The organism is Streptomyces sp. 378 (assembly GCF_030124145.1).
GTDB lineage: Bacteria > Actinomycetota > Actinomycetes > Streptomycetales > Streptomycetaceae > Streptomyces.
In genome coordinates this window covers 63,485-88,905 of sequence record NZ_JASKMS010000023.1, presented here as the reverse complement: position 1 = coordinate 88,905, position 25,421 = coordinate 63,485, and the positions used below count along the sequence as shown (strand labels likewise).

Sequence of the window (25,421 nt, the reverse complement as noted above, 5' to 3'; positions counted from 1 at the left end):
GCCGCACTCGCACAGCAACTGTTGCGTGGAGCCGCGCTGCTCCGCACCCGACGACGTCCGGTGTCGCACTTCCCGGCGCGTGCATGCCCGATCCACGACGATCCCCCGAGGAGTGCACTGTGACCTCGACCGGCCTGCCGGACAGCCTGATCGCCACCCTCCCCGGCTCCGCCTACACGGACCCCGGCATCTTCGCCCAGGAGCAGGAACACATCTTCGAGGCGATGTGGTTCTGCGCCGTCCGCTCCGCCGACCTTGCCGGGCCCGGAGCCTTCCGGACCGTCGAGGTGGGCCGCGAGAGCATCCTGATCACCCGGGCACGGGACAACTCCGTGCGCGCCTTCTTCAACATCTGCCGGCACCGCGGCGCGAAGCTCTGCACGGCGGAGACCGGCGAGGTCAAACGCGCCTTCCAATGCCCCTATCACGCCTGGACGTACGACCTGACGGGCAAACTGGTCGCGGCGCCCAACCTCACCAAGATGCCCGACGTCGACCGCACCGCATACGGCCTGGCGACAGTGGCCACGCGGGAGTGGCTCGGCTATGTGTGGGTGTGCCTCGCGGAGAAACCACCCCCCTTCGACGAGGTCGTGGGGGACGTCATCGCGCGGCTCGGCGACACGGACTCGATCGAGCACTACGACATCGACAACCTCGAAGTCGGCAAACGCATCGTCTACGACGTGCAGGCGAACTGGAAGCTCATCGTCGAGAACTTCATGGAGTGCTATCACTGCGCGACGATCCACCCCGAGCTGACCGAGGTGCTCCCCGAGTTCGCCGACGGGTACGCCGCCCAGTTCTACGTGGGACACGGCGCGGAGTTCGGCTCCGGGATCAAGGGCTTCACCGTGGATGGCTCCGAAGGCCTCGACCGCATTCCAGGGGTCACCGCGGACCAGGATCGCCGCTACTACGCCATCACCGTCCGGCCGCAGGTGTTCATCAACCTCGTACCCGACCACGTGATCTTCCACCGGATGTATCCGGTCGCCGCGGATCGCACCGTCGTCGAGTGCGACTGGCTCTACCTCAAGCACGTCGTCGAGAGCGGTAAGGACGTGAGCCGGTCGGTGGAGCTCTTCGACCGGGTCAACCGGCAGGACTTCGACGCGTGCGAGCGCTGTCAGCCCGCGATGAGCTCTCGGCTGTACGCCAAGGGCGGCGTGCTCGTGCCCAGCGAGCATCACATCGGCGAATTCCACGCCTTCGTCCAGAAGCGCCTGGGTGCCGGGCGGCCGCAGTAGCGCCGCAACGGCCGACCGGGCCCTGATGTGAGGGCGCCCGTCCCGGACGACGGGGCGGGGTCAGCCCAGGTAGCCCATGCGGTGGCTGATCTCGTCCGCACCCTTGACCAGCACCGGAGCGAGGGCGTGCATGCGGTCCTCGGTGAGCCGGTACGCCGGTCCGGAGGCACTGATCGCCGCGATGACCTCTCCGTCCCGGTTGCGGACCGGGGCGGCCATGGCGTGCAGGCCGACCTCGAACTCTTCCAGGGTCCAGGAGTAGCCACGCTCGAGCGCCTCGCTCAGGTTCTTCTCCAGCTTGGTCCTCGCGGTCAGGGTGCGGGGGGTCACCTTCTTCAGCCCGGTCGCCGACAGCAGCGAGGCACGCTCCTTCGCCGGCATGTGCGCCAGCAGGATCTTGCCGCTGGAGGTGGCGTGCAGCGGCGTCAGCTGGCCGACCCAGTTGAACGCCGTGACAGCACCCGGACCGCGCACCTGGTACAGGTTGATCGCGAACTGCTCCTGCATCACCGCGACGTTCACGGTCTCGCCGATCTCCTCGGCGAGACGCTCGCAGACCGGGCGGCTCTGCTGGGTGAGGTCGATGCGTCCGGTGACCGCACCGGCGAGGCGGACGATGCCGAAACCGAGGCGGTACTTACCGCGCTCGCCTGCCTGCTCCACCAGGCCGCGCACCTCCAGAGCCCCCAGCAACCGGAACGCGGTCGATTTGTGGACGTCGATCTCGGCGGCCACTTCGCTGACACCGGCCTCGCCACGCCGGGCCAGGATCTCCAGCACGGTGATGGCGCGATCGACGGACTGCACCCCGCCGGTCGGCGCGCTTGTCGTTTCGGTATCTGGCTCGTAGTTGCTCACAACGCAACTATACGCACCGTAAACATAGCCTGCGGCGGCGAGATCACGCGGGTGAGGCCGACTCCATCCAAGTTGCGTCGTCCGCAACCTGGTGCACATAGAGATACGGGTACTAGCATGCCGCGCATTCTCAACGGCGCGAGCGAGACGAGACAACATGGCTCACGTGCAGTACGACTTCGTCATCGTCGGCGGCGGATCGGCCGGCAGTGCGCTGGCCAACCGGCTCTCGGCGGATCCGGGTAACCAGGTGCTGGTCCTCGAGGCGGGCAGGCCCGACTACCCCTGGGACGTCTTCATCCACATGCCCGCCGCACTGACCTACCCGATCGGCAGCCGGTTCTACGACTGGAAGTACGAGTCCGAGCCCGAGCCCCACATGGGCGGTCGGCGCGTCTATCACGCGCGGGGCAAGGTGCTGGGCGGTTCCAGCAGCATCAACGGCATGATCTTCCAGCGGGGCAACCCCATGGACTACGAGCGCTGGGCGGCCGACCCGGGCATGGAGGCCTGGGACTACGCGCACTGCCTGCCGTACTTCCGGCGGATGGAGAACTGTCTCGCCGCCGACCCCGACGACGATTTCCGCGGCCACGACGGCCCTCTGGTGCTGGAACGCGGCCCGGGGGCCAATCCGCTGTTCCAGGCCTTCCTGAAGGCCACCGAGGAGGCGGGCCACGCACCCACCGACGACGTGAACGGCTACCGTCAAGAGGGTTTCGCCAGATTTGACCGCAATGTTCATCGCGGTCGCCGTCTGTCGGCCTCCCAGGCCTACTTGAAGCCGGTGCGCAAGCGCCCCAACCTCACGGTCAGGACGCGGGCGCTGGTCACCCGCGTCCTCTTCGAGGGCAAGCGGGCGGTCGGCGTCGAGTACCGGCGCGGTCGCGGCAGACCCCAGCGGGTGCTCGCCCGCGACATCATCCTCTGCGGAGGAGCGATCAACTCCCCGCAACTGCTCCAGCTCTCGGGCGTCGGCAACGCGGAGGAACTGCGCGCGCTCGGCATCGACGTCGTACACGATCTGCCGGGTGTCGGCGAGAACCTCCAGGACCACCTGGAGGTGTACATCCAGTACGCCTGCAAACAGCCCGTCTCCATGCAGCCGTACCTCGCGAAGTGGCGGGCCCCGTTCATCGGCCTGCAGTGGCTCTTCCGCACGGGCCCCGCCGCGACCAACCACTTCGAAGCGGGCGGCTTCGTCCGCGGCAACGAGGACGTGGCCTACCCCAACCTGATGTTCCACTTCCTGCCCGTCGCGGTCCGCTACGACGGCTCCGTGCCCGCCGGCGGACACGGCTATCAGGTGCACGTCGGACCCATGTATTCCGACGCCATCGGCTCGGTGAAGATCAAGAGCAAGGATCCGGCCGAGCGCCCCGCGCTGCGCTTCAACTACCTGTCCACCGAGCAGGACCGCCGTGAGTGGGTCGAGGCCGTCAGGGTCGCCCGCGAGCTGCTCAACCAGCCCGCCATGGCCCCCTACAACGCCGGGGAGGTCTCGCCGGGACCGTCCGTCGAGACCGACGAGGAGATCCTCGCGTGGGTCGCCAAGGACGCCGAAACCGCGCTGCACCCGTCGTGCACCTGCAAGATGGGCACCGACGAGATGGCCGTCGTGGATCCGGCCAGCATGCGGGTGCACGGGGTGGAGGGGCTACGCGTGGTCGACGCGTCGGTGATGCCCTACATCACCAACGGCAACATCTACGCGCCGGTGATGATGATCGCGGAGAAGGCGGCCGACCTCATCCTCGGAAAGGATCCGTTGCCGCCGTCCGATGCCGCGTATTACCGGCACCGATCCCAGTCGTAACCAGCACTTTTCAGACAGTCGGCAGGCCCGGGCGCGAGGCGTTCCGGGCTGGCTGGCGTAGGCTCCCCGTGACCGTCTCCTTGGCGAAACCGTCATCGGTCACCCCCTTGACGTGGGGTGCGGCCTTCTACAGAGTGTTCCACCACAAGCAATACGGTGCACGATGCGCAACGCGAACGCGGGAAAGGCACTCGATTTGGCAGACCTGTACGTGGACGGAACATGGCGGGATCCCGTCGCCGGCGGCCACCGGGACATCCGCTGCCCCGCCGACGGCACCCTCTCCGCGACCGTGTCCGAAGGTACCCGTCCAGACACCGAGGCGGCCATCGCCGCGGCCCGCCGAGCCTTCGACGAAGGGCCCTGGCCGCGCATCCCCGAGCGTGAGCGCGGCGCGCTCCTCCTGCGCACCGCCGACCTCCTCGAACGCGACGCCGACGCTGTCGCCCGCGCCGAATCGCTGGACACCGGCAAGCGGCTGGTGGAGAGCGAGTACGACATCGCCGACGTCGTCTCCTGCTTCCGCTACTACGGAGGGCTCGGCGGCACCGACGCCGGCCGGGTGATCGACACCGGCCGCGACGACGCCGTCAGCCGCGTCGTGTACGAGCCGATCGGCGTGTGCGGACTGATCACCCCTTGGAACTACCCGCTGCTCCAAGCCAGTTGGAAGGTCGCTCCCGCTCTCCTCGCGGGCAACACGATCGTCCTCAAGCCCAGTGAGCTCACCCCCTCGACGTCCATCCTGCTGATGAAGGCACTGGAGGAGGCCGGGCTCCCGGCCGGCGCCGCCAACCTCGTCCTGGGGGCCGGGCCCGAGGCGGGCGCACCGCTTGCCGAGGACCCCGCCGTCGACATGGTCTCCTTCACCGGCGGCCTGGACACCGGCAGACGCATCATGGCCACCGCCGCCGCGACCGTGAAGAAGGTCGCGCTCGAACTCGGCGGCAAGAACCCCAACGTCGTCTTCGCCGACGCCGACTTCGAGACGGCCGTGGACTTCGCGCTCACGGCCGTCTTCCTGCATTCCGGCCAGGTCTGCTCGGCCGGCGCCCGGCTGATCGTCGAGGACTCGCTGCACGACCGGTTCGTCGACGAGGTGGTCCGCCGCGCCCGGCGGATCCGGCTCGGCGGCCCCTTCGACCAGCGGGCCGACACCGGCCCGCTGATCTCCGCGCAGCACCTGGCGAAGGTCGAGGCGTACGTCGCGGCCGGACTCGCCGAGGGCGCCGTCCTGCGCTGTGGTGGTCAACGCCCCGACGACCCGGGGCTGGCCGACGGCCACTACTACCCGCCCACCGTGCTCGACGAGTGCGGTCAGGACATGCGGGTGGTGCACGAGGAGTCCTTCGGGCCCGTGCTCACCGTGGAGCGCTTCACCGGCGAGGACGACGCCGTCCGCATCGCCAACGACACCGAGTACGGACTCGCCGGCGCCGTCTGGACGCAGGACGCCGGGAAGGCCCAGCGGGTCGCCCGCCGACTGCGCCACGGCACGGTGTGGATCAACGACTACCACCCCTATGTGCCACAGGCGGAATGGGGCGGGTTCGGGTACTCCGGCGTGGGCCGGGAGCTGGGCCCGACCGGCCTGGACGAGTACCGGGAACCCAAACACATCTGGCAGAACATCCAACCCAGGCCGCAGCACTGGTTCCGCGGCTGAACGCCGAAAAGAGGTCGAACATGACCCCAGCAACGACCGAGGTGCCGCAGCGGCGCGGCACGCCCCAGGACTCGGCACCCGACCCGGTCATATCCGTACGCGAGCTGTGGAAGGTGTTCGGGCCGAAGGCGGCCCAGGTACCGGGTTCCGAGGAACTGCGCGGGCTCACCCGCCGCGAACTGATGGACCGCACCGGATGCACCGCCGCCGTGCGCGACGTGGACTTCGAGGTCTCGCCCGGCGAGGTTTTCGTCGTCATGGGTCTGTCCGGCTCGGGCAAGTCCACCCTGGTGCGCTGTCTGACCCGGCTCATCGAACCCACCGCCGGCGAGATCCTCTTCGAGGGCGAGAACATCCGCGACGCGGACGCGGGCCGCCTGCGCGAACTGCGCCGCAGCAAGTTCTCCATGGTCTTCCAGCACTTCGGGCTGCTGCCGCACCGCCGGGTCGTCGAGAACGTGGCGTTCGGGCTGGAGATCCGCGGCATGAGCCGGGCCGAGCGCACGAGACGGGCGCTGGAAGTCGTCGAACTCGTCGGGCTCTCCGGGTACGAGAGCTCCTACCCCGACCAGCTCTCCGGCGGAATGCAGCAACGCGTGGGTCTCGCCCGAGCCTTGGCCGGCGACCCGGACGTACTCCTCTTCGACGAGCCGTTCTCCGCGCTCGACCCGCTGATCCGCCGTGACATGCAGAACGAGGTCGTCCGGCTGCATCACGAGGTCGGCAAGACGATGGTGTTCATCACCCACGATCTGTCGGAGGCGCTGCGGCTGGGTGACCGCATCCTCATCATGCGCGACGGCAGGATGGTCCAGTGCGGCACCGGCGACGAACTGGTCGGCGCCCCCGCTGACGACTACGTACGCGACTTCGTCCGGGACGTGCCCCGCGGTGACGTACTGACCCTGCGGTGGATCATGCGCCCGGCGGAGCCCGACGACTCCCTGGACGGTCCCGAGCTCGGCCCGGACGTCGTGGTGAAGGAGGCCACCCGGGTGGTGCTCGCGGCCGAGAAGCCGGTCAAGGTGGTGGAGGACGGCAAGCTGCTCGGCATCGTCGGCGACGAGGAGATCCTCGCGGTGGTCGCCGGGCAGGAAGGCGACGCGTGATGACCGTCGCGATCGAGAAGCCGGAGAAGACCGGGACCGTTGAGCCGCCCGCTCCCGCCCGGCGCGTGCGCACGGTGAACCGTGGCGTGGTGGTCGCCGGGATCCTGCTCGTCTGGCTGGTGCTCTTCGCCGTGCTGCGCGGCAGGCACACGCTGACCCTGGCCGCGGCCGACCTGACCGATTTGCACCGGTGGTTCAACGACGTCAACGACTCGATCGGAGCCAACCGCAACTCCAACCCGCTCTTCCTCTACTTCTTCAACGAGATCCGCCTGGTCATCGACTCCCTGGTGACCTTCGTGCAGGATCTGATCTCACAGCCGACACCGGGCCGCCCGGTGCCACAGATCGGCTGGCTCGGTGTCGTCGGCGTCGCCGGCTACGTCTCCTGGGCCGTGGGCAACTGGCGGGTGGCGTTGCTGGCCGTGGCCGGCTTCACCTTCCTCGGCCTGCAAGGCCTCTGGCAGGAGAGCATGGACACCCTGGCGCTGACCCTCTCGGCGGTCTGCGTGGCGCTGCTGTTCGCCATCCCGCTGGGCGTCTGGGCCGGGTTGTCGGACCGGGTCAACCGGATCGTGACGCCGTTCCTGGACTTCATGCAGACGATGCCGACCTTCGTCTATCTGGCGCCGCTGACCCTGTTCTTCCTGATCGGTCCCGCCTCCGCCACGATCGCCACCACGATCTACGCGGCACCACCGGCGATCCGCATCACCGCGCACGCCATCCGCTCCGTCCCACAGGCCACGGTCGAGGCGGCGGACTCGATGGGCGCGACGCGGCGGCAGACGCTGCTGAAGGTCCTGCTGCCGATGTCCAAGCGGACCGTGGTGATGGGCATCAACCAGACCATCATGGCCGCCCTGGCCATGGTGACCATCGCCGCCCTGATCAACGCGCCCGGTCTTGGCGCGACCGTCATCCAGGCCCTGCAGTCGCTGGACGTCGGTACGGCCTTCAACGCCGGTCTGGCCATCGTCGTCCTGGCCATCGTGCTGGACCGGGTCACCACCGCGGCGAGCGGACGGGCGGAGACGGCCCGGGGTTCGGGCGGTCCCTTCCTCAAGTGGAGGCGCCACCTGCTGGCGGCCGGGGGAGTGGTGGCGCTGGTCCTGGTGTATCTGTCGCACACCTACCTGTGGGCGGCCGAGTTCCCCGGCGAGGGCCGAGTCGGCAGCGCCATCTCCAGGACGGCGGCCGAGGTGACCACCTGGGCGCAGGACAATCTGTCGGGCCTGACCAACGCCTTCCGTGACGCCCTCACCAATGGTCTGCTCAACCCGTTCCAGGCCCTGCTGACCGACTCCCCGTGGTGGCTCGTCGGCGCGGTCCTCGTCGCGGTCGGCGCGGTGCTCGGCGGACTGCGCGCCTCGGTCACCACCGTCGTGTGCGTGGGCCTGCTGGTGGGCACGGGTCTTTGGTCGGACGCCATGACGACACTGGCCTCCACCGCCGTGGCCACGGTGCTGGTGATGCTGCTCGGCGTCGTGGTCGGGGTGTGGATGGGACGCCGTGCGCTGGTGGACCGACTGGTCCGGCCCACCCTGGACGCGGCCCAGGTCATGCCGCCGTTCGTCTATCTCGTGCCGTTCCTGGCGCTGTTCGGCGCGACACGGTTCACGGCCATCGTCGCCGCCGTCGTCTACGCGGCGCCGGTCGCCATCAAGATCATCGCCGACGGGGTGCGGGCCGTGCCCGCGACCACCGTCGAGGCGGCGACGTCCACCGGATGCAACACCTGGCAGATCATCACCAAGGTCCAACTGCCCATGTCGCGGGGCGCCCTGACCCTCGCGACCAACCAGGGCCTGATCTATGTGCTGTCCATGGTCGTCGTGGGCGGCCTGGTGGGCGCGGGGGCCCTCGGCTACGACGTCGTGGCCGGCTTCTCGCAGGGACAGCTGTACGGCAAGGGACTCGCGGCCGGACTCGCCATCGTCCTGCTCGGAGTCATGTTCGACCGGATCACACAGGCAGCGGCTCGCCGCGCCGGTACATAAGGAGCACCACACCATGGCACGACACTGGAGAGCCGGCGCGGCCGGCCTGGCCGTTCTCGGCCTCACCCTCACGGCTTGCGGCGGCGCCAAGGTCGGCGACGACAGCGCGGGCGGTTCAAGCAGCTCGGGCAGCTCGGGCAAGTGCAGCACCTTCAATCTCGCGATCAATCCCTGGGTGGGCTACGAGGCGAACGCGGCGGTCCTCGCCTACGTGGCCGAGCAGGACCTCGGCTGCAAGGTCGAGAAGAAGAACCTGAAGGAGGAGATCGCCTGGCAGGGCTTCGGGACGGGCGAGGTCGACGCCGTCGTCGAGAACTGGGGCCACGACGATCTGAAGAAGAAGTACATCGACGAGCAGAAGACCGCCGTCAACGCGGGGCCGACCGGCAACAAGGGCCTCATCGGCTGGTACGTGCCGCCGTGGCTGGCGAAGGCGCACCCGGACATCACCGACTGGAAGAACCTGAACAAGTACGCGTCGAAGTTCAAGACCTCGGAGTCGGGCGGCAAGGGGCAGCTCCTCGACGGCGACCCGTCGTTCGTCACCAACGACGGGGCGCTGGTGAAGAACCTCAAGCTCGACTTCAAGGTGGTGTACGCGGGCAGCGAGACCGCGCTCATCCAGGCGTTCCGCAACGCCGAGAAGAACAAGAAATGGGTGATCGGCTACTTCTACGAGCCCCAGTGGTTCCTGTCCGAGGTGCCGCTGAAGAAGGTCAGCCTGCCCGAGTACAAGGAAGGTTGCGACGCCGACACCGAGAAGGTCGCGTGCGACTACCCGGTGTACGAACTCGACAAGATCGTCAGCGCGAAGTTCGCCAAGTCGGGCAGCCCGGCCTATGACCTGGTGAAGAACTTCACCTGGACGAACGACGACCAGAACACCGTGGCCAAGTACATCGCGGTGGACAAGATGTCGCCCGAGGCGGCGGCGAAGAAGTGGGTCGAGGCCAACCGCGACAAGGTCGACGCCTGGATCAAGTAGGGCTCACGACCGCCCTGGTGAACCCCGCCGGCAAGGCCCGGCAGGCTGTGTCCTCAGCCTGCCGGGCCTTGTCGTTTTCCGGTGGTTCCGCCCTGGGGTTTCCGGGGGTTTTTCCGGCGTCTCGGACCTCTTGACACGCCTGTCCGCGGCGGGCACATTGAGTTGCGCAACCTGAACCCTGTTGCGCACACAGCAACTGGATCGCTCTCAACGTCGGAGGTACGGCGATGGCGGGACCCCGGGTGGTCATCATCGGAGCGGGCGTCGTGGGAGCAGCGCTCGCCGATGAGATCTCCGCGCGAGGCTGGACCGAAGTGACCGTGGTCGACCAGGGCCCCCTGCCCGCCACCGGAGGATCGTCGTCGCACGCCCCGGGTCTGGTCTTCCAGACCAACCCCTCCAAGACCATGACCGAGATGGCCCGTTACACCGTCGAGAAGTTCTGCTCGCTCGACGTGGACGGTCAGCCCTGCTTCCTGCAGGTCGGGGGCCTTGAGGTGGCGACCACCCCGGAGCGCGTCACGGAACTGCAGCGGCGCCACGGCTGGCTCGCCTCCTGGGGCATCGAGTCCCGGCTGCTGAGCACCGAGGAGTGCGTCGAACAGCACCCGCTCGTCAACCCGGACAAGGTCCTCGCGGGCCTTCTCGTGCCCACGGACGGCCTCGCGAAGGCGGTTCTCGCCGTCGAGGCGCAGATCCGCCGGGCCACCGAGCGCGGCGTGCGCTTCCTCGCCCGCCACGAAGTCCTCGACGTCCAACGGTCCGACGGCGAGGTGACCGGCGTCCTCACCGACCAGGGCGAGATCCCCGCCGACATCGTCGTGTGCTGCGCCGGCATCTGGGGCCCGAAGATCGCCCGCATGGTCGGCATGAACCTCCCCCTCACGCCGCTCGGCCACCAACTCGCCTGGACGGGCCCGGTACCGGCCCTGGTCGGCCAGACGCAGGAGGCGGTCCGCCCGATCCTGCGCCACCAGGACGCCGACCTCTACTACCGGGACCGCTTCGACGCCCTGGGCATCGGCTCCTACGGCCACCGCCCGATGCCGATCTCGGCCGACGACATCCTCTCCGTGGACGAGGCCGACGAGATGCCGTCCGTCCTGAAGTTCACCGAGGAGGACTTCGAGGAGGCCTGGAACGAGACCCGGTCGCTGCTCCCCGCGACGAAGGACGCCAAGGTCGAAGAGGGCATCAACGGCCTGTTCTCCTTCACCACCGACGGCCTGCCGCTGCTCGGCGAATCCCCGGACGTCAAGGGCTTCTGGGTCGCCGAGGCCGTCTGGGTCACCCACTCCGCGGGCGTCGGACGGGCCATGGCCGAGTGGCTGGTCGACGGCTACTGCTCCTCGTTCGACCTGCACGAGTGCGACGTCAACCGCTTCGAGCCGCACCAGCTCTCGCCGGAGTACGTGCTGGCCCGCGACTGCCAGAACTTCGTCGAGGTCTACGACATCCTCCACCCCCTCCAGCCGTCGGGGGACCCGCGCCCGATCCGCACGAGCCCGTTCCACGCCCGCCAGCAGGAGCTGGGCGCCTTCTTCCTGGAGGCGAACGGCTGGGAGCGCCCCCAGTGGTACGAGGCCAACGCGGGCCTGGTCGAGGGCCGCTCCATCGTCACCCCCAACGACTGGGCCGCGCGGTACTGGTCGCCCATCGTCGCCGCCGAGGCCCAGACCACCCGCGAGACCGTCGCGATGTACGACATGACGGCCCTCAAACGGCTCGAGGTCAGCGGGCGCGGTGCCGGCGAGTTCCTGGAGCGGCTGTGCACCGGCAAGGTCGCCAAGTCCGTCGGCTCGGTGACCTACACGCTGCTGCTCGACCACGACGGCGGCATCCGCAGCGACATCACCGTCGCCCGGCTGGCCCCCGACGTCTTCCAGGTCGGCGCCAACGGCAACCTGGACCTCGACTGGTTCACCCGTCACCTCCCCGCCGACGGCACGGTCCAGGTCCGCGACATCACCCCCGGCACCTGCTGTATCGGCCTGTGGGGCCCGCGCGCCCGCGACGTCCTCCAGCCGCTCACCGACGCCGACTTCTCGGCGACCGGCCTGAAGTACTTCCGGACCAAGCGCGCCCACATCGGCTCCGTCCCCGTCACCGCGATGCGGCTGAGCTATGTCGGCGAGCTCGGCTGGGAGCTGTACACCACTGCCGACCTGGGGGTGAAACTGTGGGACACGCTGTGGCGGGCGGCCGAGCCCCTCGGCGGCATCGCGGCCGGCCGCGGGGCCTTCAACAGCCTCCGCCTGGAGAAGGGCTACCGCTCCTTCGGCACGGACATGACCTACGAGCACGACCCCTACGAAGCCGGCGTCGGATTCGCCGTCAAGCTCGACAAGGACGACTTCATCGGCAAGGCGGCACTGGAGCGGCGCAAGGCCGACGTACGGCGCAAGCTCACCTGCCTCACGATCGACGACCCGCGGGCGGTCGTGATGGGCAAGGAGCCGGTGTACGACGGTGACCGCGCGGTCGGGTACGTCACGAGTGCGGCGTACGGCTACACGATCGGCAAGGGCATCGCCTATGCGTGGCTGCCGACTGAGCTGGCCGCTCCGGGGACGATTGTGCATATCGGGTACTTCGACCAGAGCGTCGAGGCTGTCGTTGCCGAAGAGCCGCTGTTCGATCCGGCCATGTCCCGTCTTCGTGGCTGAGACCTCGTCTGCGGATCCGTTGTGGCTGGTCGCGCCCCGCGGCGAAGCAGCTGATCGCCACAGCCCCGCGCCCCTTGGTTCGGAGGGCATTCGGCCACCGCTCGTTGGAAGGAACTCCAGGTGACTGCACAACTCCTTGACGGCAAGGCCACTGCCGCCACCATCCGCCGCGAACTCGCCGAGCGGGTCGCCAAGTCGGCCGCCGTCACGGGCCGTGCGCCGGGCCTGGGCACCGTCCTGGTCGGCGACGACCCCGGCAGCCACGCCTACGTCGGCGGCAAGCACCGCGACTGCGCACAGGTCGGCATCGCCTCCCTCCGCCGGGAGCTGCCCGCCGACGCCTCGCAGCAGCAGGTCGAGGAGACGATCGACGAACTCAACGCCGACCCCGCCTGCACCGGCTACATCGTCCAGCTCCCGCTGCCGCGCCACCTCGACGCGGGCGCCGTACTGGAACGCATGGACCCGGCCAAGGACGCCGACGGACTGCACCCCGTCAACCTCGGCCGGCTCGTCCTCGGCGTCGAGGCCCCGCTGCCGTGCACCCCGCGCGGCATCGTCGAACTGCTCCGCCGCCACGACGTGCCGCTCGACGGAGCGCGGGTGTGCGTGATCGGCCGGGGCATCACCGTCGGACGGCCCATCGGACTCCTCCTCACCCGCCGGTCCGAGAACGCCACCGTCACCCTCTGCCACACCGGCACCAAGGGCCTGGCCTGGCACGTACGCGAGGCGGACATCGTCGTCGCGGCCGCCGGCTCGCCCGGCTTGATCACCAAGGACATGCTGCGCCCCGGCGCGGCCGTCCTCGATGTCGGTATCACCCGCACCGACCAGGGGCTGGTCGGCGACATCCACCCGGACGCCGCCCAGGTCGCCGGATGGCTGGCGCCGATGCCCGGGGGCGTGGGCCCGATGACCCGGGCCATGCTGCTCGCCAATGTCGTCGAGGCCGCCGAGAGGAACGCGAACGCCGTATGAACGCGCTGAACACCCCCCTGGCGGAGCTGGACCCCGAGGTCCACGCCGCGCTCCGCGCCGAACTGCACCGCCAGCAGTCCACGCTGGAGATGATCGCCTCCGAGAACTTCGCGCCCACCGCCGTGATGGAAGCGCAGGGCTCGGTCGCGACCAACAAGTACGCCGAGGGCTACCCGGGCCGCCGCTACTACGGCGGCTGCGAACACGTCGACGTCACCGAGCGGCTGGCGATCGAGCGGATCAAGTCCCTCTTCGGAGCGGGCTTCGCCAACGTGCAGCCGCACTCGGGTGCTCAGGCGAACACCGCCGTCTTCTTCGCCCTGCTCCAGCCCGGCGACACCGTCCTCGGACTCGACCTCGCGCACGGCGGGCACCTCACCCACGGCATGCGCATCAACTACAGCGGCAAGATGCTCAACGTCGTGCCGTACCACGTGTCCGAGGCGGACAACCTCGTTGACATGGACGAGGTCGAGCGGCTCGCCAAGGAACACCGCCCCAAGATGATCATCGCGGGCTGGTCGGCGTACCCGAGGCAGCTGGACTTCGCGGAGTTCCGCAGGATCGCCGACGACGTGGGCGCCCTGCTGATGGTCGACATGGCGCACTTCGCGGGGCTGGTGGCGGCGGGCCTGCACCCCAACCCCGTACCGCACGCCCACGTCACGACCACCACGACCCACAAGACACTCGGCGGCCCGCGCGGCGGCGTCATCCTCACCAACGAGGCCGACCTCGCCAAGAAGATCAACTCAGCGGTGTTCCCCGGTATGCAGGGCGGCCCCCTGGAGCACGTCATCGCCGCGAAGGCGGTGTCGTTCAGGGTCGCCGCGTCACCGGAGTTCGCCGAACGCCAGGCCCGGACGCTCGCCGGTTCCCGCATCCTCGCCGAACGTCTCTCCCTGCCCGACGCGGCGGCGGCCGGGGTGAAGGTCCTGACCGGAGGCACCGACGTCCACCTGGTCCTGGTCGACCTGCACGACTCGGAGCTCGACGGCCGGCAGGCCGAGGACCTGCTCCACGAGGTCGGCATCACCGTCAACCGCAATGCCGTGCCCTTCGACCCGCGCCCGCCCATGGTCACCTCGGGCCTGCGGATCGGCACCCCGGCACTGGCCACCCGCGGCTTCACCGAGGCGGACTTCGCCGAGGTGGCGGACGTGATCGCCCTCGCCCTTCAGCCGAAGCCGGACGTGACGGCCCTGCGCGCCCGCACGGAGGCCCTGGCGGCCAAGCACCCGCTCTACCCCCACCTGTCCGAAGACGGAGACGCCCGATGAGCCCCCGCACCCCCGGCGCCGAGCTCCCCGAACACCCCGACTGGCTGTGGCGCAACCCCGAGCCGAAGCGCTCGTACGACGTCGTCGTCGTGGGCGGCGGCGGCCACGGCCTGGCCACCGCCCACTACCTGGCGAAGAACCACGGCATCACCAACGTCGCCGTGCTGGAGAAGGGCTGGCTGGCGGGCGGCAACATGGCCCGCAACACCACGATCATCCGCTCCAACTACCTGTGGGACGAGAGCGCCGGCATCTACGAGCACGCGCTCAAGCTCTGGGAGGGGCTGGCGGACGAACTCGACTACCCGATCCTGTTCTCCCAGCGTGGCGTGCTGAACCTCGCCCACAGCCTCCAGGACGTCCGCGACAGCGTGCGCCGCGTCGAGGCCAACCGCCTCAACGGCGTGGACGCCGAGTGGCTCGACGCGGACGGCGTCAAGGAAGTCTGCCCGATCGTGAACATCTCCCCGGACGTGCGCTATCCGGTCCTGGGCGCGACCTACCAGCCGCGCGCGGGCATCGCCAAGCACGACCACGTGGCGTGGGGCCTGGCCCGCTCCGCCGACGCCGCCGGGATCGACATCATCCAGAACTGCGAGGTGACCGGCCTCGATGTTGTCGGCAACCGGGTGGTGGGAGTCCGGACCACCCGCGGCCCGATCGCGGCGGGCAAGGTCGCGCTCTGCTCGGCGGGCCACACCTCGGTCCTGGCGGCCATGGCCGGCGTCGAACTCCCCGTCCAGAGCCACCCCCTGCAGGCCCTGGTGTCGGAGCTGCTGGAGCCGGTGCACCCGACGGTCGTCATGTCCAACGCGGTCCATGTGTACGTCAGCCAGGCCCACAAGGGCGAGCTGGTGATGGGCGCGGGCATCGACGCGTACAACTCCTACACCCAGCGCGGCGCCTTCCACATCATCGAAGAGCAGATGTCGGCGGCCCTGGAGCTCTTCCCGGTCTTCGCCCGCGCCCACGTCCTGCGCACCTGGGGCGGCATCGTCGACGTCAGCCCCGACGCCTCACCGATCATCGGCCTCAGCCCGGTCGACAACCTCTACCTCAACTGCGGGTGGGGAACCGGTGGTTTCAAGGCCACTCCGGGCGTGGGCTGGGTCTACGCCCACACCATCGCCCACGACACACCGCATCCGCTGAACGCCCCCTTCTCGCTCGACCGTTTCACCACCGGCGCGCTCGTCGACGAGCACGGCGCGGCCGCGGTCGCCCACTAGGACCATCAGGGAGCCGACCCATGCTGCTGATCGACTGCCCGTGGTGCGGGCCCCGCGACGAGGCCGAGTTCCACTACGGCGGCCAGGCCCACGTGCCGTACCCGCAGGACCCCTCCTCCCTCACCGACGAGGAGTGGGCCCGCTACCTCTTCTTCCGCGACAACCCGAGGGGCCCCTTCGCCGAGCGCTGGAGCCATGCGGCGGGCTGCCGCCGCTGGTTCAACGCGGTGCGGGACACATCGACGAACGAGATCCTGACGGTGTACCGGGCGGGTGAGGAACGCCCGGAAACGGTTGAACGGCGGGCGGGCGCTCCGGAGCCGCGCCCCGTCACCTTCCAGCCGGCTCCGGCACCATCAGCCCGTCCGGCGCTTGAGGACGAGGCCGCCCAGGCCGAAGCAGGGTCCGGGGCGGCGGCCCCGGTGGGGGAGCAGGGTGCGAAGCCTCCGCGGGGGCCCGGGGGAGCAGCCCCCAGCGAGGTCGAAGGGGCGGAGCCCCTTCAGGGTGGGAAGGGCAGGGGTGGCGGGGGCGATTCAGGCCAGCCGTTCCGCCACCCCACCCTCGGCAGAGTCCACCGCGACGCCCCGCTCACCTTCACCTTCGACGGCACCGCATACCAGGGCTACAAGGGCGACACCCTCGCCTCCGCCCTCCTCGCCAACGGCGTCATCCAGACCGGCACCAGCATCAAGCTGGGCCGCCCGCGGGGCATCTTCTCGGCCGGCGCGGAGGAGCCCAACGCCGTCATCCAGATCGAGGCGCCCTTCCCCGAGCCCATGCTCCCCGCCAGCACCGTCGAGCTCTACGACGGCCTGGTCGCGACGAGCCTCCCCGGCCAGGGCCGCCTCGCCACCGACCCGGACCCGGCCCGCTACGACGCCGTGCACACCCACTGCGACCTCCTGGTCGTGGGCGCGGGCCCGGCCGGACTCGCCGCGGCGGAAGCCGCCGCCCGATCGGGTGCCCGCGTCATCCTCGCCGACGACCGGCCGGAACCCGGCGGCAGCCTCCTCGGCACCGGCGAACACCTCGACTGGGTGACCGAGACGACCGCCCGGCTCGACGCCGCCTCCGGCGTCCGTGTCCTGCGCCGCACCACCGTCTTCGGCTACTACGACGACAATCACCTGCTCGCCGTGGAGCGCCGCACGAACCACCTCGGCGCCCAAGCCGCCGAGAACGTCTCCCGCGAACGCGTCTGGCGCGTCCGCGCCCGCCGCGTCGTCCTCGCCACCGGCGCCCACGAACGCTCGCTGGCCTTCGCGGACAACGACCGCCCCGGCGTGATGCTGGCCGCGTCGGCCCGCGCCTACGCCCACCGCCACGGCGTCCTGCCCGGCCGCCACGCGGTCGTCTTCACCACCAACGACAGCGCCTACGCGGCCGCCCTCGACCTCGCGGCGGCGGGCGTGGCCATCGAGGCCGTCGTCGACACCCGCACCGAACCGGGGGAGTGGGCGACGCGCGCCCGGCAGGCAGGCATCGAGGTGCTGACGGGGCACGCCGTCACCGCCACGGAGGGCGCCCCCCGGCTCACCTCCGTGACCGTCGCCCCGTACGGACAGTGCACACGGCAGCGGGAGTTCGCCGCCGACCTGCTCCTGGTCTCCGGCGGCTGGAACCCGGTGGCGCACCTGTTCAGCCAGGCGGGAGGCAAGCTCCGCTACGACGAGGAGCTCGGCACCTTCGTCCCCGACACCTGCCGTCAGGCCGTCGAGGTCGCGGGCGGCGCGAGCGGTGTCTTCGACCTGGCGAGCGTTCTCGCCCAGGGGGCCGCCGCCGCTTCCCGCGCCCTGGAGGCCGAGGGCTACACCCCGGGGGAGGTCCGGCTGCCCCAGGTGGCCACGCCGCCGCAGACGCCGCCCATGCGGGTGTTCACCGTCCCGGGCCGGGAAGGCGCCCCTCGCTTCGTCGACCTGCAACGCGACGTCACCGTCGACGATTTGGCCCGGGCGACCGGGGCCGGCATGCGCTCCGTCGAGCACACCAAGCGCTACACCACGGCCGGTACGGCGAACGACCAGGGCAAGACCTCCGGCGTCCTGGCCAGCGGTGTGGTCGCCGAACTGCTGGGCGTGGACATCCGCGCGCTCGGCACGACCACGTTCCGTCCGCCGTACACCCCGGTCTCCTTCGCCGCTCTCGCCGGCCGCGACCGCGGTGCCCTGCTCGACCCGATCCGCACCACCGCCCTGCACGAGTGGCATGTCGCACACGGCGCCCTCTTCGAGAACGTCGGCCAGTGGAAGCGGCCCTGGTACTACCCGCAGGACGGCGAGGACATGGAGACGGCCGTCCTGCGCGAGTGCGCCGCCGCCCGTGAGGGCGTCGCCTTCATGGACGCCTCCACCCTCGGCAAGATCGACGTCCAGGGCCCGGACGCCGGCGTCTTCCTCGACCTGCTGTACACCAACATGATGAGCACCCTGAAGGTCGGCATGATCCGCTACGGCGTGATGTGCCGCCCGGACGGAATGGTCTTCGACGACGGCACGGTGATCCGCCTCGACCAGGACCGCTACCTGGTCACCACCACGACGGGCAACGCCGCCGCCGTGCTGGACTGGATGGAGGAGTGGCTCCAGACGGAGTGGCCCGAACTGCGCGTCCACTGCACCTCGGTGACCGAGCAGTGGGCCACCGTCGCCCTGGTCGGCCCGCGCTCCCGCGAGGTTCTCGGCTCGCTCGCCCCCCGACTCGCCGTCGCCAACGAGGACTTCCCGTTCATGGCGTGGCGCGAGACGACCGTCGCCGGCATCGACGCGCGCGTGTGCCGGATCAGCTTCTCCGGTGAACTCGCCTACGAGATCAACGTGTCGCCGTGGCAGGCCCTCGCCCTGTGGGAGGCGCTGTACGAGGCCGGCGCCCCGTACGGCATCACCCCGTACGGCACGGAGACCATGCACGTCCTGCGTGCCGAGAAGGGCTATCCGATCGTCGGCCAGGACACCGACGGCACCGTGACGCCGCAGGACCTCGGCATGAGCTGGGTGGTGTCGAAGAAGAAGCGGGACTTCATCGGCAAGCGGTCCCACGCCCGTGCCGACACCGTCCGCCCCGACCGCAAGCACCTGGTCGGGCTGCTTCCGGAGGACCCGGGCACGTTCCTCCCCGAGGGCACGCATCTGGTGGCCGACAGTGTGCTGCCCGCGCCGCCCGTGCCGATGCTCGGCCACGTCACGTCCAGTTACCGCAGCGCGGCCCTCGGCCGGACCTTCGCCCTCGCACTGGTCAAGGGCGGCCGGGACCGCATCGGTGAGCGACTCTACGCCCCCGTGGGCGACCGGCTGGTCCCGGTGACCGTCGCAAGCCCCGTCCTCTACGACCCCGAGGGAGCCCGCCGCGATGGCTGACACCGCCGTTACCACTCCGCTCCGCAGCCCTCTGTCGCATGCCGCCGACCGGCTGGCCGCCGCGACCCGCACCTCCGGGGGCACGATCCGGCTGGCGGAACTGCCCTTCCTGACCCAGATCAATGTGCGTCTCGACCCCAAGGGAGCGGCGGCTGACGCCGTGGGGCTGGCGCTGGGCCTCCAGCTCCCCGTCGAACCCGACACCGTCGTCCGCGCCGGTGAGCTGACCGCCCTGTGGCTCGGTCCCGACGAGTGGCTCGTGGTGGGCCCGCCGGGCACGCAACAGGACGTGGAGAGCCGGATCCGTGCGGCCGCGGGCGACGAGCCCGTGTCCGTCATCGATGTCTCGGCTCAGCGCACCACGCTGCTCGTCGCGGGTCCCCGGGCCCGCGACGTGCTGGCCCACGGCTGCTCGCTGGACCTTCACCCGCGGGTCTTCGGCCCGGGTCGCTGCGCCCAGACGAACCTGGGCCGCACCCAGGTCGTCCTGGTGGCCCGTGACGACCCCAGGGCCGGGTTCTGGGTGCTGGTCCGTTCGTCCTTCGCCGGCTCCCTCAGGGCCGGGCTGCGGGCCGGGGGGGGGGGGGGGCCGGGCGGACCCGGGCAGCATGCGGGCGGGGGTCGTGACCCGCACACCGGATCACGCCCGCCGCTCGTGGTGAGGGCCTTGTCCTGGTCGGCGACCCAACCGGGCCTCCCGGGCCTCAGCCCGCGTAGCCGAGACGGCGGCTGAGCTCGTCCGCTCCCGACACCAGCAGCGGCGCGAGTTCACGCATCCGCTCCTCGGTCAGCCGGAAGGCCGGTCCTGACGCGCTGAGGGCGGCGACGACTTCGCCGTCGTCCGAACGCACGGGAGCGGACAGGGCGTTGAGGCCCTCCTCGTACTCCTCCCTCGTGATGGCATAGCCCTGCTCACGGGCTTCGGCCAGGTCCGCCTCCAGCTTCTTCCTGGAGGTCACCGTGCGCGGTGTCAGACGGGGCAGGCCGGCCTCGGCGAGGAGCTCGTCGCGGACCTCGCGGTCGAGGTGCGCCAGGAGGACCTTGCCGCTCGACGTGCAGTGCAGCGGCGTCAGCCGTCCCACCCAGTTCTGCGCGGCGATGGCCGACGAGCCGCGCACCTGGTAGAGATTGATCGCGTTGTGGGACTCGAGCACGGCGATGTTCAGCGTCTCGCCCACGTCGTCGACGAGACGCTCGCAGATGCCGCGCCCGTGTCTGGTGACGGCGATGCGGCCCGTCACGGCGCCGGCCAGACGCACGACGCCGAAGCCGAGGCGGTACTTCCCTCGTTCGCTCTCCTGCTCGACCATTCCGTGCGCTTCCAGCGCGCCGAGCAGACGGAAAGCGGTGGACTTGTGGACATCGATCGCCGCCGCCACTTCACTCACGCCCGCCTCACCGTGCTGGGCGAGGATCTCCAGCACGGCGACAGCACGGTCAACGGATTGCACTCCGCCACTGGGAGCGCCTGCGGACTCGGCGCCAGGGTTGCTCATGGCGAAACCCTAGGTGAAATGGTCAACAGGTGTGAGGGGGTGGAGGGCATTTTCCTCAGCGGAAGACGACCGTACGGTTGCCGTTGACCATGATGCGGCTCTGGCTGTGCCATTCCACCGCGCGCGCCAGGACCTGCGCCTCGACGTCGCGCCCCAGGGCGACCATGCTGTCGGGCCCCTGGGAGTGGTTCACACGGATGACGTCCTGCTCGATGATGGGTCCCTCGTCGAGGTCCGGGGTGACGTAGTGGGCCGTCGCCCCGACGAGCTTGACGCCCCGCTCGTGCGCCTGGACATAAGGGCGGGCGCCCTTGAAGCTCGGCAGGAACGAGTGGTGGATGTTGATCGCCCGGCCCTCGAGCTGCTTGCACAGGTCGTTCGACAGAATCTGCATGTAGCGGGCGAGAACCACGAGGTCGATGTCCAGCTCGTCGACGAGCTCCAGCAGCCGCGCCTCCGCCTCGGGCTTCGTCTCCCGGGTGACGGGCACGTGGTGGAAGGGGATCCCGTAGCTCTCGGCGAGTGGCTCGAAGTCCCGGTGGTTGGAGACGATCGCCGGCACCTCGATGTTCAGCGCGCCGGTGCGCCAGCGGAAGAGCAGGTCGTTCAGGCAGTGCCCGAACTTCGACACCATGATCAGCGTGCGCGTCGGCGTCGACGCCTCGTAGAGCTGCCAGGTGATCCGGTAGGCCTCCGCCACCTGCGCGAAGCCGGACTTCAGGCAGTCCGCGGTCGCGCCCGGGTCGGAGACGTCGAAGTGCACCCGCATGAAAAAGCGGTCCTGGAGCCGGTCGTCGAACTGCTGGCTCTCCTGGATGTTCCCGGAGTGCCGGACCAGGAAGCCGGTGACGGCGTGGACGAGGCCCGAGCGGTCGGGGCACGACAGGGTGAGGACGAACTCACGGCCGGTAGTGGGTCCAGGTGACACGGAGCCCTCCCAGAGAAGTGCGTATTACGCAACAGCCTGACTGATACGCAACATGGTCCCGGCCGTGACGGTCTGCGGTCAAGGGCTTGACAGTGTCTCGGGTGAACTGCACCGTGAGTTGCGTAACAAGAAGCTCGTTGCACATGAGGCAACCACTCGCCCGCCCGGGGCGCTTCACTTCGAGGTGAACCATGACCACGACCGGCCTGCCGGAGAGCCTGATCGCGACCCTCCCCGGCGACCACTACACGGACCCGGAGATCTTCCGCCTGGAGCAGGAACACATCTTTGAATCCATGTGGTTCTGCGCGGCACGCTCGTCGGAACTGTCGAAGCCGGGCGCCTTCCGGACCGTGGACGTCGGGCGGGAGAGCGTCCTGCTGACCCGGTCGCGGGACGGCTCCGTCCGGGCCTTCTTCAACGTGTGCCGGCACCGGGGCGCGAAACTGTGCACGCAGGAGTCCGGAGAGGTGAAGCGGGCCTTCCAGTGCCCGTACCACGCCTGGACGTACGACCTGAACGGCAAGCTCGTCGCGGCCCCGAACCTGACGAAGATGCCGGACATCGGCCGCACCGAGTACGGCCTGGTGACCGTGGCGGTACGCGAGTGGCTGGGTTATGTGTGGGTGTGCCTGGCCGAGAACCCGCCCTCGTTCGAGCAGTCGGTGATCGCGGACGTGGTCGCGCGCCTGGGCGACGTGGAGTCCATCGAGCGGTACGACGTCGAGAGCCTGGAGGTCGGACGGCGGATCGTCTACGACGTCAAGGCCAACTGGAAGCTGATCATCGAGAACTTCATGGAGTGCTACCACTGCGCGACCATCCACCCCGAACTCACGGAGGTCCTCCCGGAATTCGCCGACGGCTACGCGGCGCAGTACTACGTGGGACACGGCGCCGAGTTCGGCTCCGACGTCCAGGGCTTCACCGTGGACGGCTCCGAGGGCGTGGACCGTATCCCCACGGTCTCCGAAGAGCAGGACCGCCGGTACTACGCGATCACGGTGCGCCCGCAGGTGTTCATCAACCTGGTCCCCGACCACGTGATCTTCCACCGGATGTTCCCGGTGGCGGTCGATCGCACGATCGTGGAGTGCGACTGGCTGTACCTGAAGGGCGTGGTGGCCGACGGCCGGGACGTCAGCCGGTCGGTCGAACTGTTCGACCGCGTCAACCGGCAGGACTTCGACGCCTGTGAGCGCTGCCAGCCCGCGATGAGCTCCCGGCTGTACGCCAAGGGCGGCGTCCTCGTGCCCAGCGAGCATCACATCGGCGAGTTCCACGACTGGGTCCAGGACCGCCTCGGCACCCGGGCGACCCTCGCGGAGCGCCAGGGATGACCCGCAAGGCACCTGCCGAGGACCCCGGTGACTCCCGGCTGCGGGTGGGCCCGCCGAAGGACTACGCCGCGGGCCTTCCCGCGGTCACGTCCTCGCTGCGCCACGCCCACGCGCAGATGGGCGTGCGCCGCAGTCTGCTGACCCTGCTGAGCGTCAACCAGAAGACGGGATTCGACTGCCCGGGATGCGCCTGGCCCGAGCCCGAGCACCGGCACCGTGCCGAGTTCTGCGAGAACGGCGCCAAAGCGGTGGCCGAGGAGGCGACCCTGCGCCGGGTCGGTCCCGGCTTCTTCGCCGAGCACACCCTGGCGGAACTCGCCGGACGCAGCGACTACTGGCTCGGTCAGCAGGGCCGCCTCACCCACCCCATGTACCGCTCCGCGGGCAGCGACCGGTACCGGCAGATCTCCTGGGACGACGCGTTCGCCGTCATCGCCCGGGAACTGGGCGCCCTCGACTCACCCGACCAGGCCGCCTTCTACACCTCCGGCCGGGCGAGCAACGAGGCCGCCTTCGTCTACCAGCTGTTCGTCCGGCTCCTGGGCACCAACAACCTGCCGGACTGCTCCAACATGTGCCACGAGTCGAGCGGCTCCGCCCTGACCGAGACCATCGGCATCGGCAAGGGCAGCGTCCGGCTGGAGGACCTCTACGAGGCCGACCTGATCCTCGTCGTCGGGCAGAACCCGGGTACCAACCACCCCCGGATGCTCTCGGCGCTCGAGACCGCCAAGGACAGGGGGGCCCGCGTCATCTCGGTCAACCCCCTGCCCGAGGCGGGCCTGTCGCGCTTCAAGAACCCCCAGCGGCCCTCCGGCGTACTGGGGGCGGGAACACCGCTCTCCGACCTGTTCCTGCAGATCAGGCTCGGCGGCGACCAGGCCCTCTTCCAGGCCTTCAACCGCATGCTCCTGGAGGCGGAGGACGACGCTCCCGGTACGGTCCTCGACCGTGAGTTCATCGCCGCGCACACGCACGGCTTCGAGGAGTTCGCCGACCAGGCCCGCAGGACGTCCTGGGACGACGTCCTGGAAGCGACCGGCCTGTCGGAGCGGGAGATCCGGGAGGCGTTCCAGGAAGTGGCGTCCGCCCGGAAGATCGTCGTGTGCTGGGCCATGGGCCTCACCCAGCACCGCCACTCGGTACCGACGATCCGTGAGGTCGTCAACTTCTTGCTGCTGCGCGGCAACATCGGACGCCCGGGCGCCGGCCTGTGCCCCGTGCGCGGGCACTCCAACGTCCAGGGCGACCGGACCATGGGCATCCACGAGAAGCCGGACGCCGCTTTCCTGGACGCGCTCGGCGCGGAGTTCGGCTTCGTGCCGCCGCGCCACCACGGTCACGACGCGGTGGAGAGCATCCGGGCCATGCGGGACGGACAGGTACGGGTCTTCGTCGCGCTCGGCGGCAACTTCGTCTCCGCCGCTCCGGACACCGAACTCACCGAGCGAGCTCTGCGCAACTGCGAGCTCACGGTACAGATCTCCACCAAGCTCAACCGGTCCCACGCGGTGGCCGGCCGCCAGGCGCTCATCCTGCCCTGCCTGGGCCGCACCGAGGCCGACCCGCGGCCCACCGGTGAGCAACGGGTGACGGTGGAGGACTCCATGGGCCTGGTGCACCTCTCGCGAGGCCGGCTCGCACCCGCCTCCGGCGCCTTGGTGAGCGAGGTGGCGATCATCTGCCGGATGGCGAACGCGGCCCTCGGCGGCGGCGGTCCGCAGGTGCCCTGGGCCGACTTCGCAGCGGACTACGACCTGATCCGGGACAGGATCGCCCGGGTCATCCCCGGCTTCGAGGACTTCAACGCCCGCGTGCGCCGGCCGGGCGGCTTCGCTCTGCCCCACCCGCCACGCGACGAGAGGCGCTTCCCCACCAGAACCGGACTGGCCAACTTCACCGTCAACCCACTGGACGTGCTGCGCGTCCCGCAGGGGCGGCTGCTCCTGCAGACCCTCCGTTCGCACGACCAGTACAACACCACCATCTACGGCCTGGACGACCGCTACCGGGGCATCCACCAGGGCCGCAGGGTGCTCTTCGTCCACCCGGACGACCTCGCCGAGCGCGGCCTGACCGAGGGCGATCCGGTCGACATCGTCAGCGAGTTCTCCGACGGGATCGAGCGCCGGGCACCGGCCTTCCGAACGGTCGCCTACCCCACGCCGCGCGGCTGCTGCGCCGCCTACTTCCCCGAGACCAACGTCCTCGTACCGCTGGACTCCACCGCGGAGGTCAGCAACACGCCGACGTCCAAGTCCCTCGTGGTCCGACTGGAACCGGCGCGCTGACCGGACGGCCGGTCAGGACCCAGCCGGCCGGGTCCGGTCGGGCACGCCCACGCCTGACCGGACCCGGCCGGCGAGGCACACACGCGGCTGACGGGGACTCGGCCGGGTCGGGCACGCTCGCGACTGACTGGGCCGTCCGGTCAGGCATGCTCACGGCCGGTCAGGCCCGCTCG

At 69.9% G+C, this 25,421-nt stretch carries 16 protein-coding genes and 1 pseudogene; 14 read left to right on the top strand and 3 right to left on the bottom strand.

Features of this window, described 5'->3' with window-relative positions:
- Positions 1-119: 119 nt before the first annotated feature.
- On the top strand, positions 120-1,250 hold the full coding sequence (locus QNO09_RS27465; protein ID WP_283972937.1) for an aromatic ring-hydroxylating oxygenase subunit alpha: 1,131 nt from the start codon (positions 120-122) through the stop codon (positions 1,248-1,250).
- A 60-nt stretch (positions 1,251-1,310) separates the two neighbouring features.
- Here QNO09_RS27465 and QNO09_RS27460 read toward each other — a convergent pair whose 3' ends face one another.
- Positions 1,311-2,057 carry an IclR family transcriptional regulator gene (locus tag QNO09_RS27460; protein ID WP_283972973.1) on the bottom strand — a complete coding sequence of 249 codons (747 nt, stop codon included), beginning with the start codon at positions 2,055-2,057 and terminating at the stop codon, positions 1,311-1,313.
- A gap of 208 nt (positions 2,058-2,265) precedes the next feature.
- Here QNO09_RS27460 and betA point away from each other — a divergent pair, with 208 nt between their 5' ends.
- The 11 genes and pseudogenes from betA to QNO09_RS27405 all read left to right on the top strand — a co-directional run.
- Entirely contained in the window at positions 2,266-3,924 is a 1,659-nt protein-coding gene (gene betA, locus QNO09_RS27455) for a choline dehydrogenase (RefSeq protein ID WP_283972936.1), read from the top strand.
- 196 nt (positions 3,925-4,120) lie between these two features.
- Positions 4,121-5,590 carry an aldehyde dehydrogenase family protein gene (locus QNO09_RS27450; RefSeq protein ID WP_283972972.1) on the top strand — a complete coding sequence of 490 codons (1,470 nt, stop codon included), beginning with the start codon at positions 4,121-4,123 and terminating at the stop codon, positions 5,588-5,590.
- A gap of 20 nt (positions 5,591-5,610) precedes the next feature.
- The gene (locus QNO09_RS27445; protein WP_283972935.1) at positions 5,611-6,699 is read left to right on the top strand and encodes a quaternary amine ABC transporter ATP-binding protein; all 1,089 of its coding nucleotides are present in this window, start codon (positions 5,611-5,613) and stop codon (positions 6,697-6,699) included.
- Complete coding sequence (locus QNO09_RS27440; RefSeq protein WP_283972934.1) at positions 6,699-8,699, top strand: ABC transporter permease; 2,001 nt, start codon at positions 6,699-6,701, stop codon at positions 8,697-8,699. Before QNO09_RS27445 ends, QNO09_RS27440 begins: the two co-directional genes overlap by 1 nt.
- A gap of 13 nt (positions 8,700-8,712) precedes the next feature.
- Positions 8,713-9,684 carry an ABC transporter substrate-binding protein gene (locus QNO09_RS27435; protein WP_283972933.1) on the top strand — a complete coding sequence of 324 codons (972 nt, stop codon included), beginning with the start codon at positions 8,713-8,715 and terminating at the stop codon, positions 9,682-9,684.
- A 227-nt stretch (positions 9,685-9,911) separates the two neighbouring features.
- On the top strand, positions 9,912-12,350 hold the full coding sequence (locus QNO09_RS27430) for a GcvT family protein (protein ID WP_283972932.1): 2,439 nt from the start codon (positions 9,912-9,914) through the stop codon (positions 12,348-12,350).
- A gap of 120 nt (positions 12,351-12,470) precedes the next feature.
- Positions 12,471-13,331 carry a bifunctional methylenetetrahydrofolate dehydrogenase/methenyltetrahydrofolate cyclohydrolase gene (locus QNO09_RS27425; RefSeq protein ID WP_283972931.1) on the top strand — a complete coding sequence of 287 codons (861 nt, stop codon included), beginning with the start codon at positions 12,471-12,473 and terminating at the stop codon, positions 13,329-13,331.
- Positions 13,328-14,611 (top strand): serine hydroxymethyltransferase, encoded by a 1,284-nt coding sequence (gene glyA / locus QNO09_RS27420; RefSeq protein ID WP_283972930.1) that lies wholly within the window; start codon positions 13,328-13,330, stop codon positions 14,609-14,611. Before QNO09_RS27425 ends, glyA begins: the two co-directional genes overlap by 4 nt.
- Positions 14,608-15,840, top strand: coding sequence for a sarcosine oxidase subunit beta family protein (locus QNO09_RS27415; protein WP_283972929.1), 1,233 nt, complete (start codon positions 14,608-14,610; stop codon positions 15,838-15,840). Before glyA ends, QNO09_RS27415 begins: the two co-directional genes overlap by 4 nt.
- Before the next feature lie 20 nt (positions 15,841-15,860).
- Entirely contained in the window at positions 15,861-19,193 is a 3,333-nt protein-coding gene (locus tag QNO09_RS27410) for a sarcosine oxidase subunit alpha family protein (protein ID WP_283972928.1), read from the top strand.
- Positions 19,186-19,749: pseudogene (locus QNO09_RS27405) on the top strand (sarcosine oxidase subunit gamma); the annotation flags it as partial. The gene QNO09_RS27410 and the pseudogene QNO09_RS27405, both read left to right, overlap by 8 nt.
- Positions 19,750-19,897: 148 nt before the next feature.
- Here the strand turns inward: QNO09_RS27405 and QNO09_RS27400 are convergent.
- Both QNO09_RS27400 and purU read right to left on the bottom strand, forming a co-directional pair.
- Positions 19,898-20,689 (bottom strand): IclR family transcriptional regulator, encoded by a 792-nt coding sequence (locus tag QNO09_RS27400; RefSeq protein WP_283972927.1) that lies wholly within the window; start codon positions 20,687-20,689, stop codon positions 19,898-19,900.
- A gap of 55 nt (positions 20,690-20,744) precedes the next feature.
- Positions 20,745-21,617 (bottom strand): formyltetrahydrofolate deformylase, encoded by an 873-nt coding sequence (gene purU, locus QNO09_RS27395; RefSeq protein WP_283972926.1) that lies wholly within the window; start codon positions 21,615-21,617, stop codon positions 20,745-20,747.
- A gap of 191 nt (positions 21,618-21,808) precedes the next feature.
- Here purU and QNO09_RS27390 point away from each other — a divergent pair, with 191 nt between their 5' ends.
- Together QNO09_RS27390 and QNO09_RS27385 are read left to right on the top strand one after the other, a co-directional pair.
- Positions 21,809-22,957, top strand: coding sequence for an aromatic ring-hydroxylating oxygenase subunit alpha (locus tag QNO09_RS27390; protein ID WP_283972925.1), 1,149 nt, complete (start codon positions 21,809-21,811; stop codon positions 22,955-22,957).
- A complete protein-coding gene (locus tag QNO09_RS27385; RefSeq protein ID WP_283972924.1) occupies positions 22,954-25,248 on the top strand; it encodes an FdhF/YdeP family oxidoreductase in 2,295 nt (764 codons plus the stop codon). Before QNO09_RS27390 ends, QNO09_RS27385 begins: the two co-directional genes overlap by 4 nt.
- Positions 25,249-25,421 lie beyond the last annotated feature (173 nt).

What these genes read in the sequence shown, in the direction of transcription:
- betA (WP_283972936.1), top strand. Translation starts at nt 2,266, where the DNA reads ATGGCTCACGTGCAGTACGACTTCGTCATCGTCGGCGGCGGATCGGCC.
- QNO09_RS27445 (WP_283972935.1), top strand. Translation starts at nt 5,611, where the DNA reads ATGACCCCAGCAACGACCGAGGTGCCGCAGCGGCGCGGCACGCCCCAG.
- QNO09_RS27440 (WP_283972934.1), top strand. Translation starts at nt 6,699, where the DNA reads ATGACCGTCGCGATCGAGAAGCCGGAGAAGACCGGGACCGTTGAGCCG.
- QNO09_RS27435 (WP_283972933.1), top strand. Translation starts at nt 8,713, where the DNA reads ATGGCACGACACTGGAGAGCCGGCGCGGCCGGCCTGGCCGTTCTCGGC.
- QNO09_RS27430 (WP_283972932.1), top strand. Translation starts at nt 9,912, where the DNA reads ATGGCGGGACCCCGGGTGGTCATCATCGGAGCGGGCGTCGTGGGAGCA.
- glyA (WP_283972930.1), top strand. Translation starts at nt 13,328, where the DNA reads ATGAACGCGCTGAACACCCCCCTGGCGGAGCTGGACCCCGAGGTCCAC.
- QNO09_RS27415 (WP_283972929.1), top strand. Translation starts at nt 14,608, where the DNA reads ATGAGCCCCCGCACCCCCGGCGCCGAGCTCCCCGAACACCCCGACTGG.
- QNO09_RS27410 (WP_283972928.1), top strand. Translation starts at nt 15,861, where the DNA reads ATGCTGCTGATCGACTGCCCGTGGTGCGGGCCCCGCGACGAGGCCGAG.
- QNO09_RS27400 (WP_283972927.1), bottom strand. Translation starts at nt 20,689, where the DNA reads ATGAGCAACCCTGGCGCCGAGTCCGCAGGCGCTCCCAGTGGCGGAGTG.
- QNO09_RS27390 (WP_283972925.1), top strand. Translation starts at nt 21,809, where the DNA reads ATGACCACGACCGGCCTGCCGGAGAGCCTGATCGCGACCCTCCCCGGC.
- QNO09_RS27385 (WP_283972924.1), top strand. Translation starts at nt 22,954, where the DNA reads ATGACCCGCAAGGCACCTGCCGAGGACCCCGGTGACTCCCGGCTGCGG.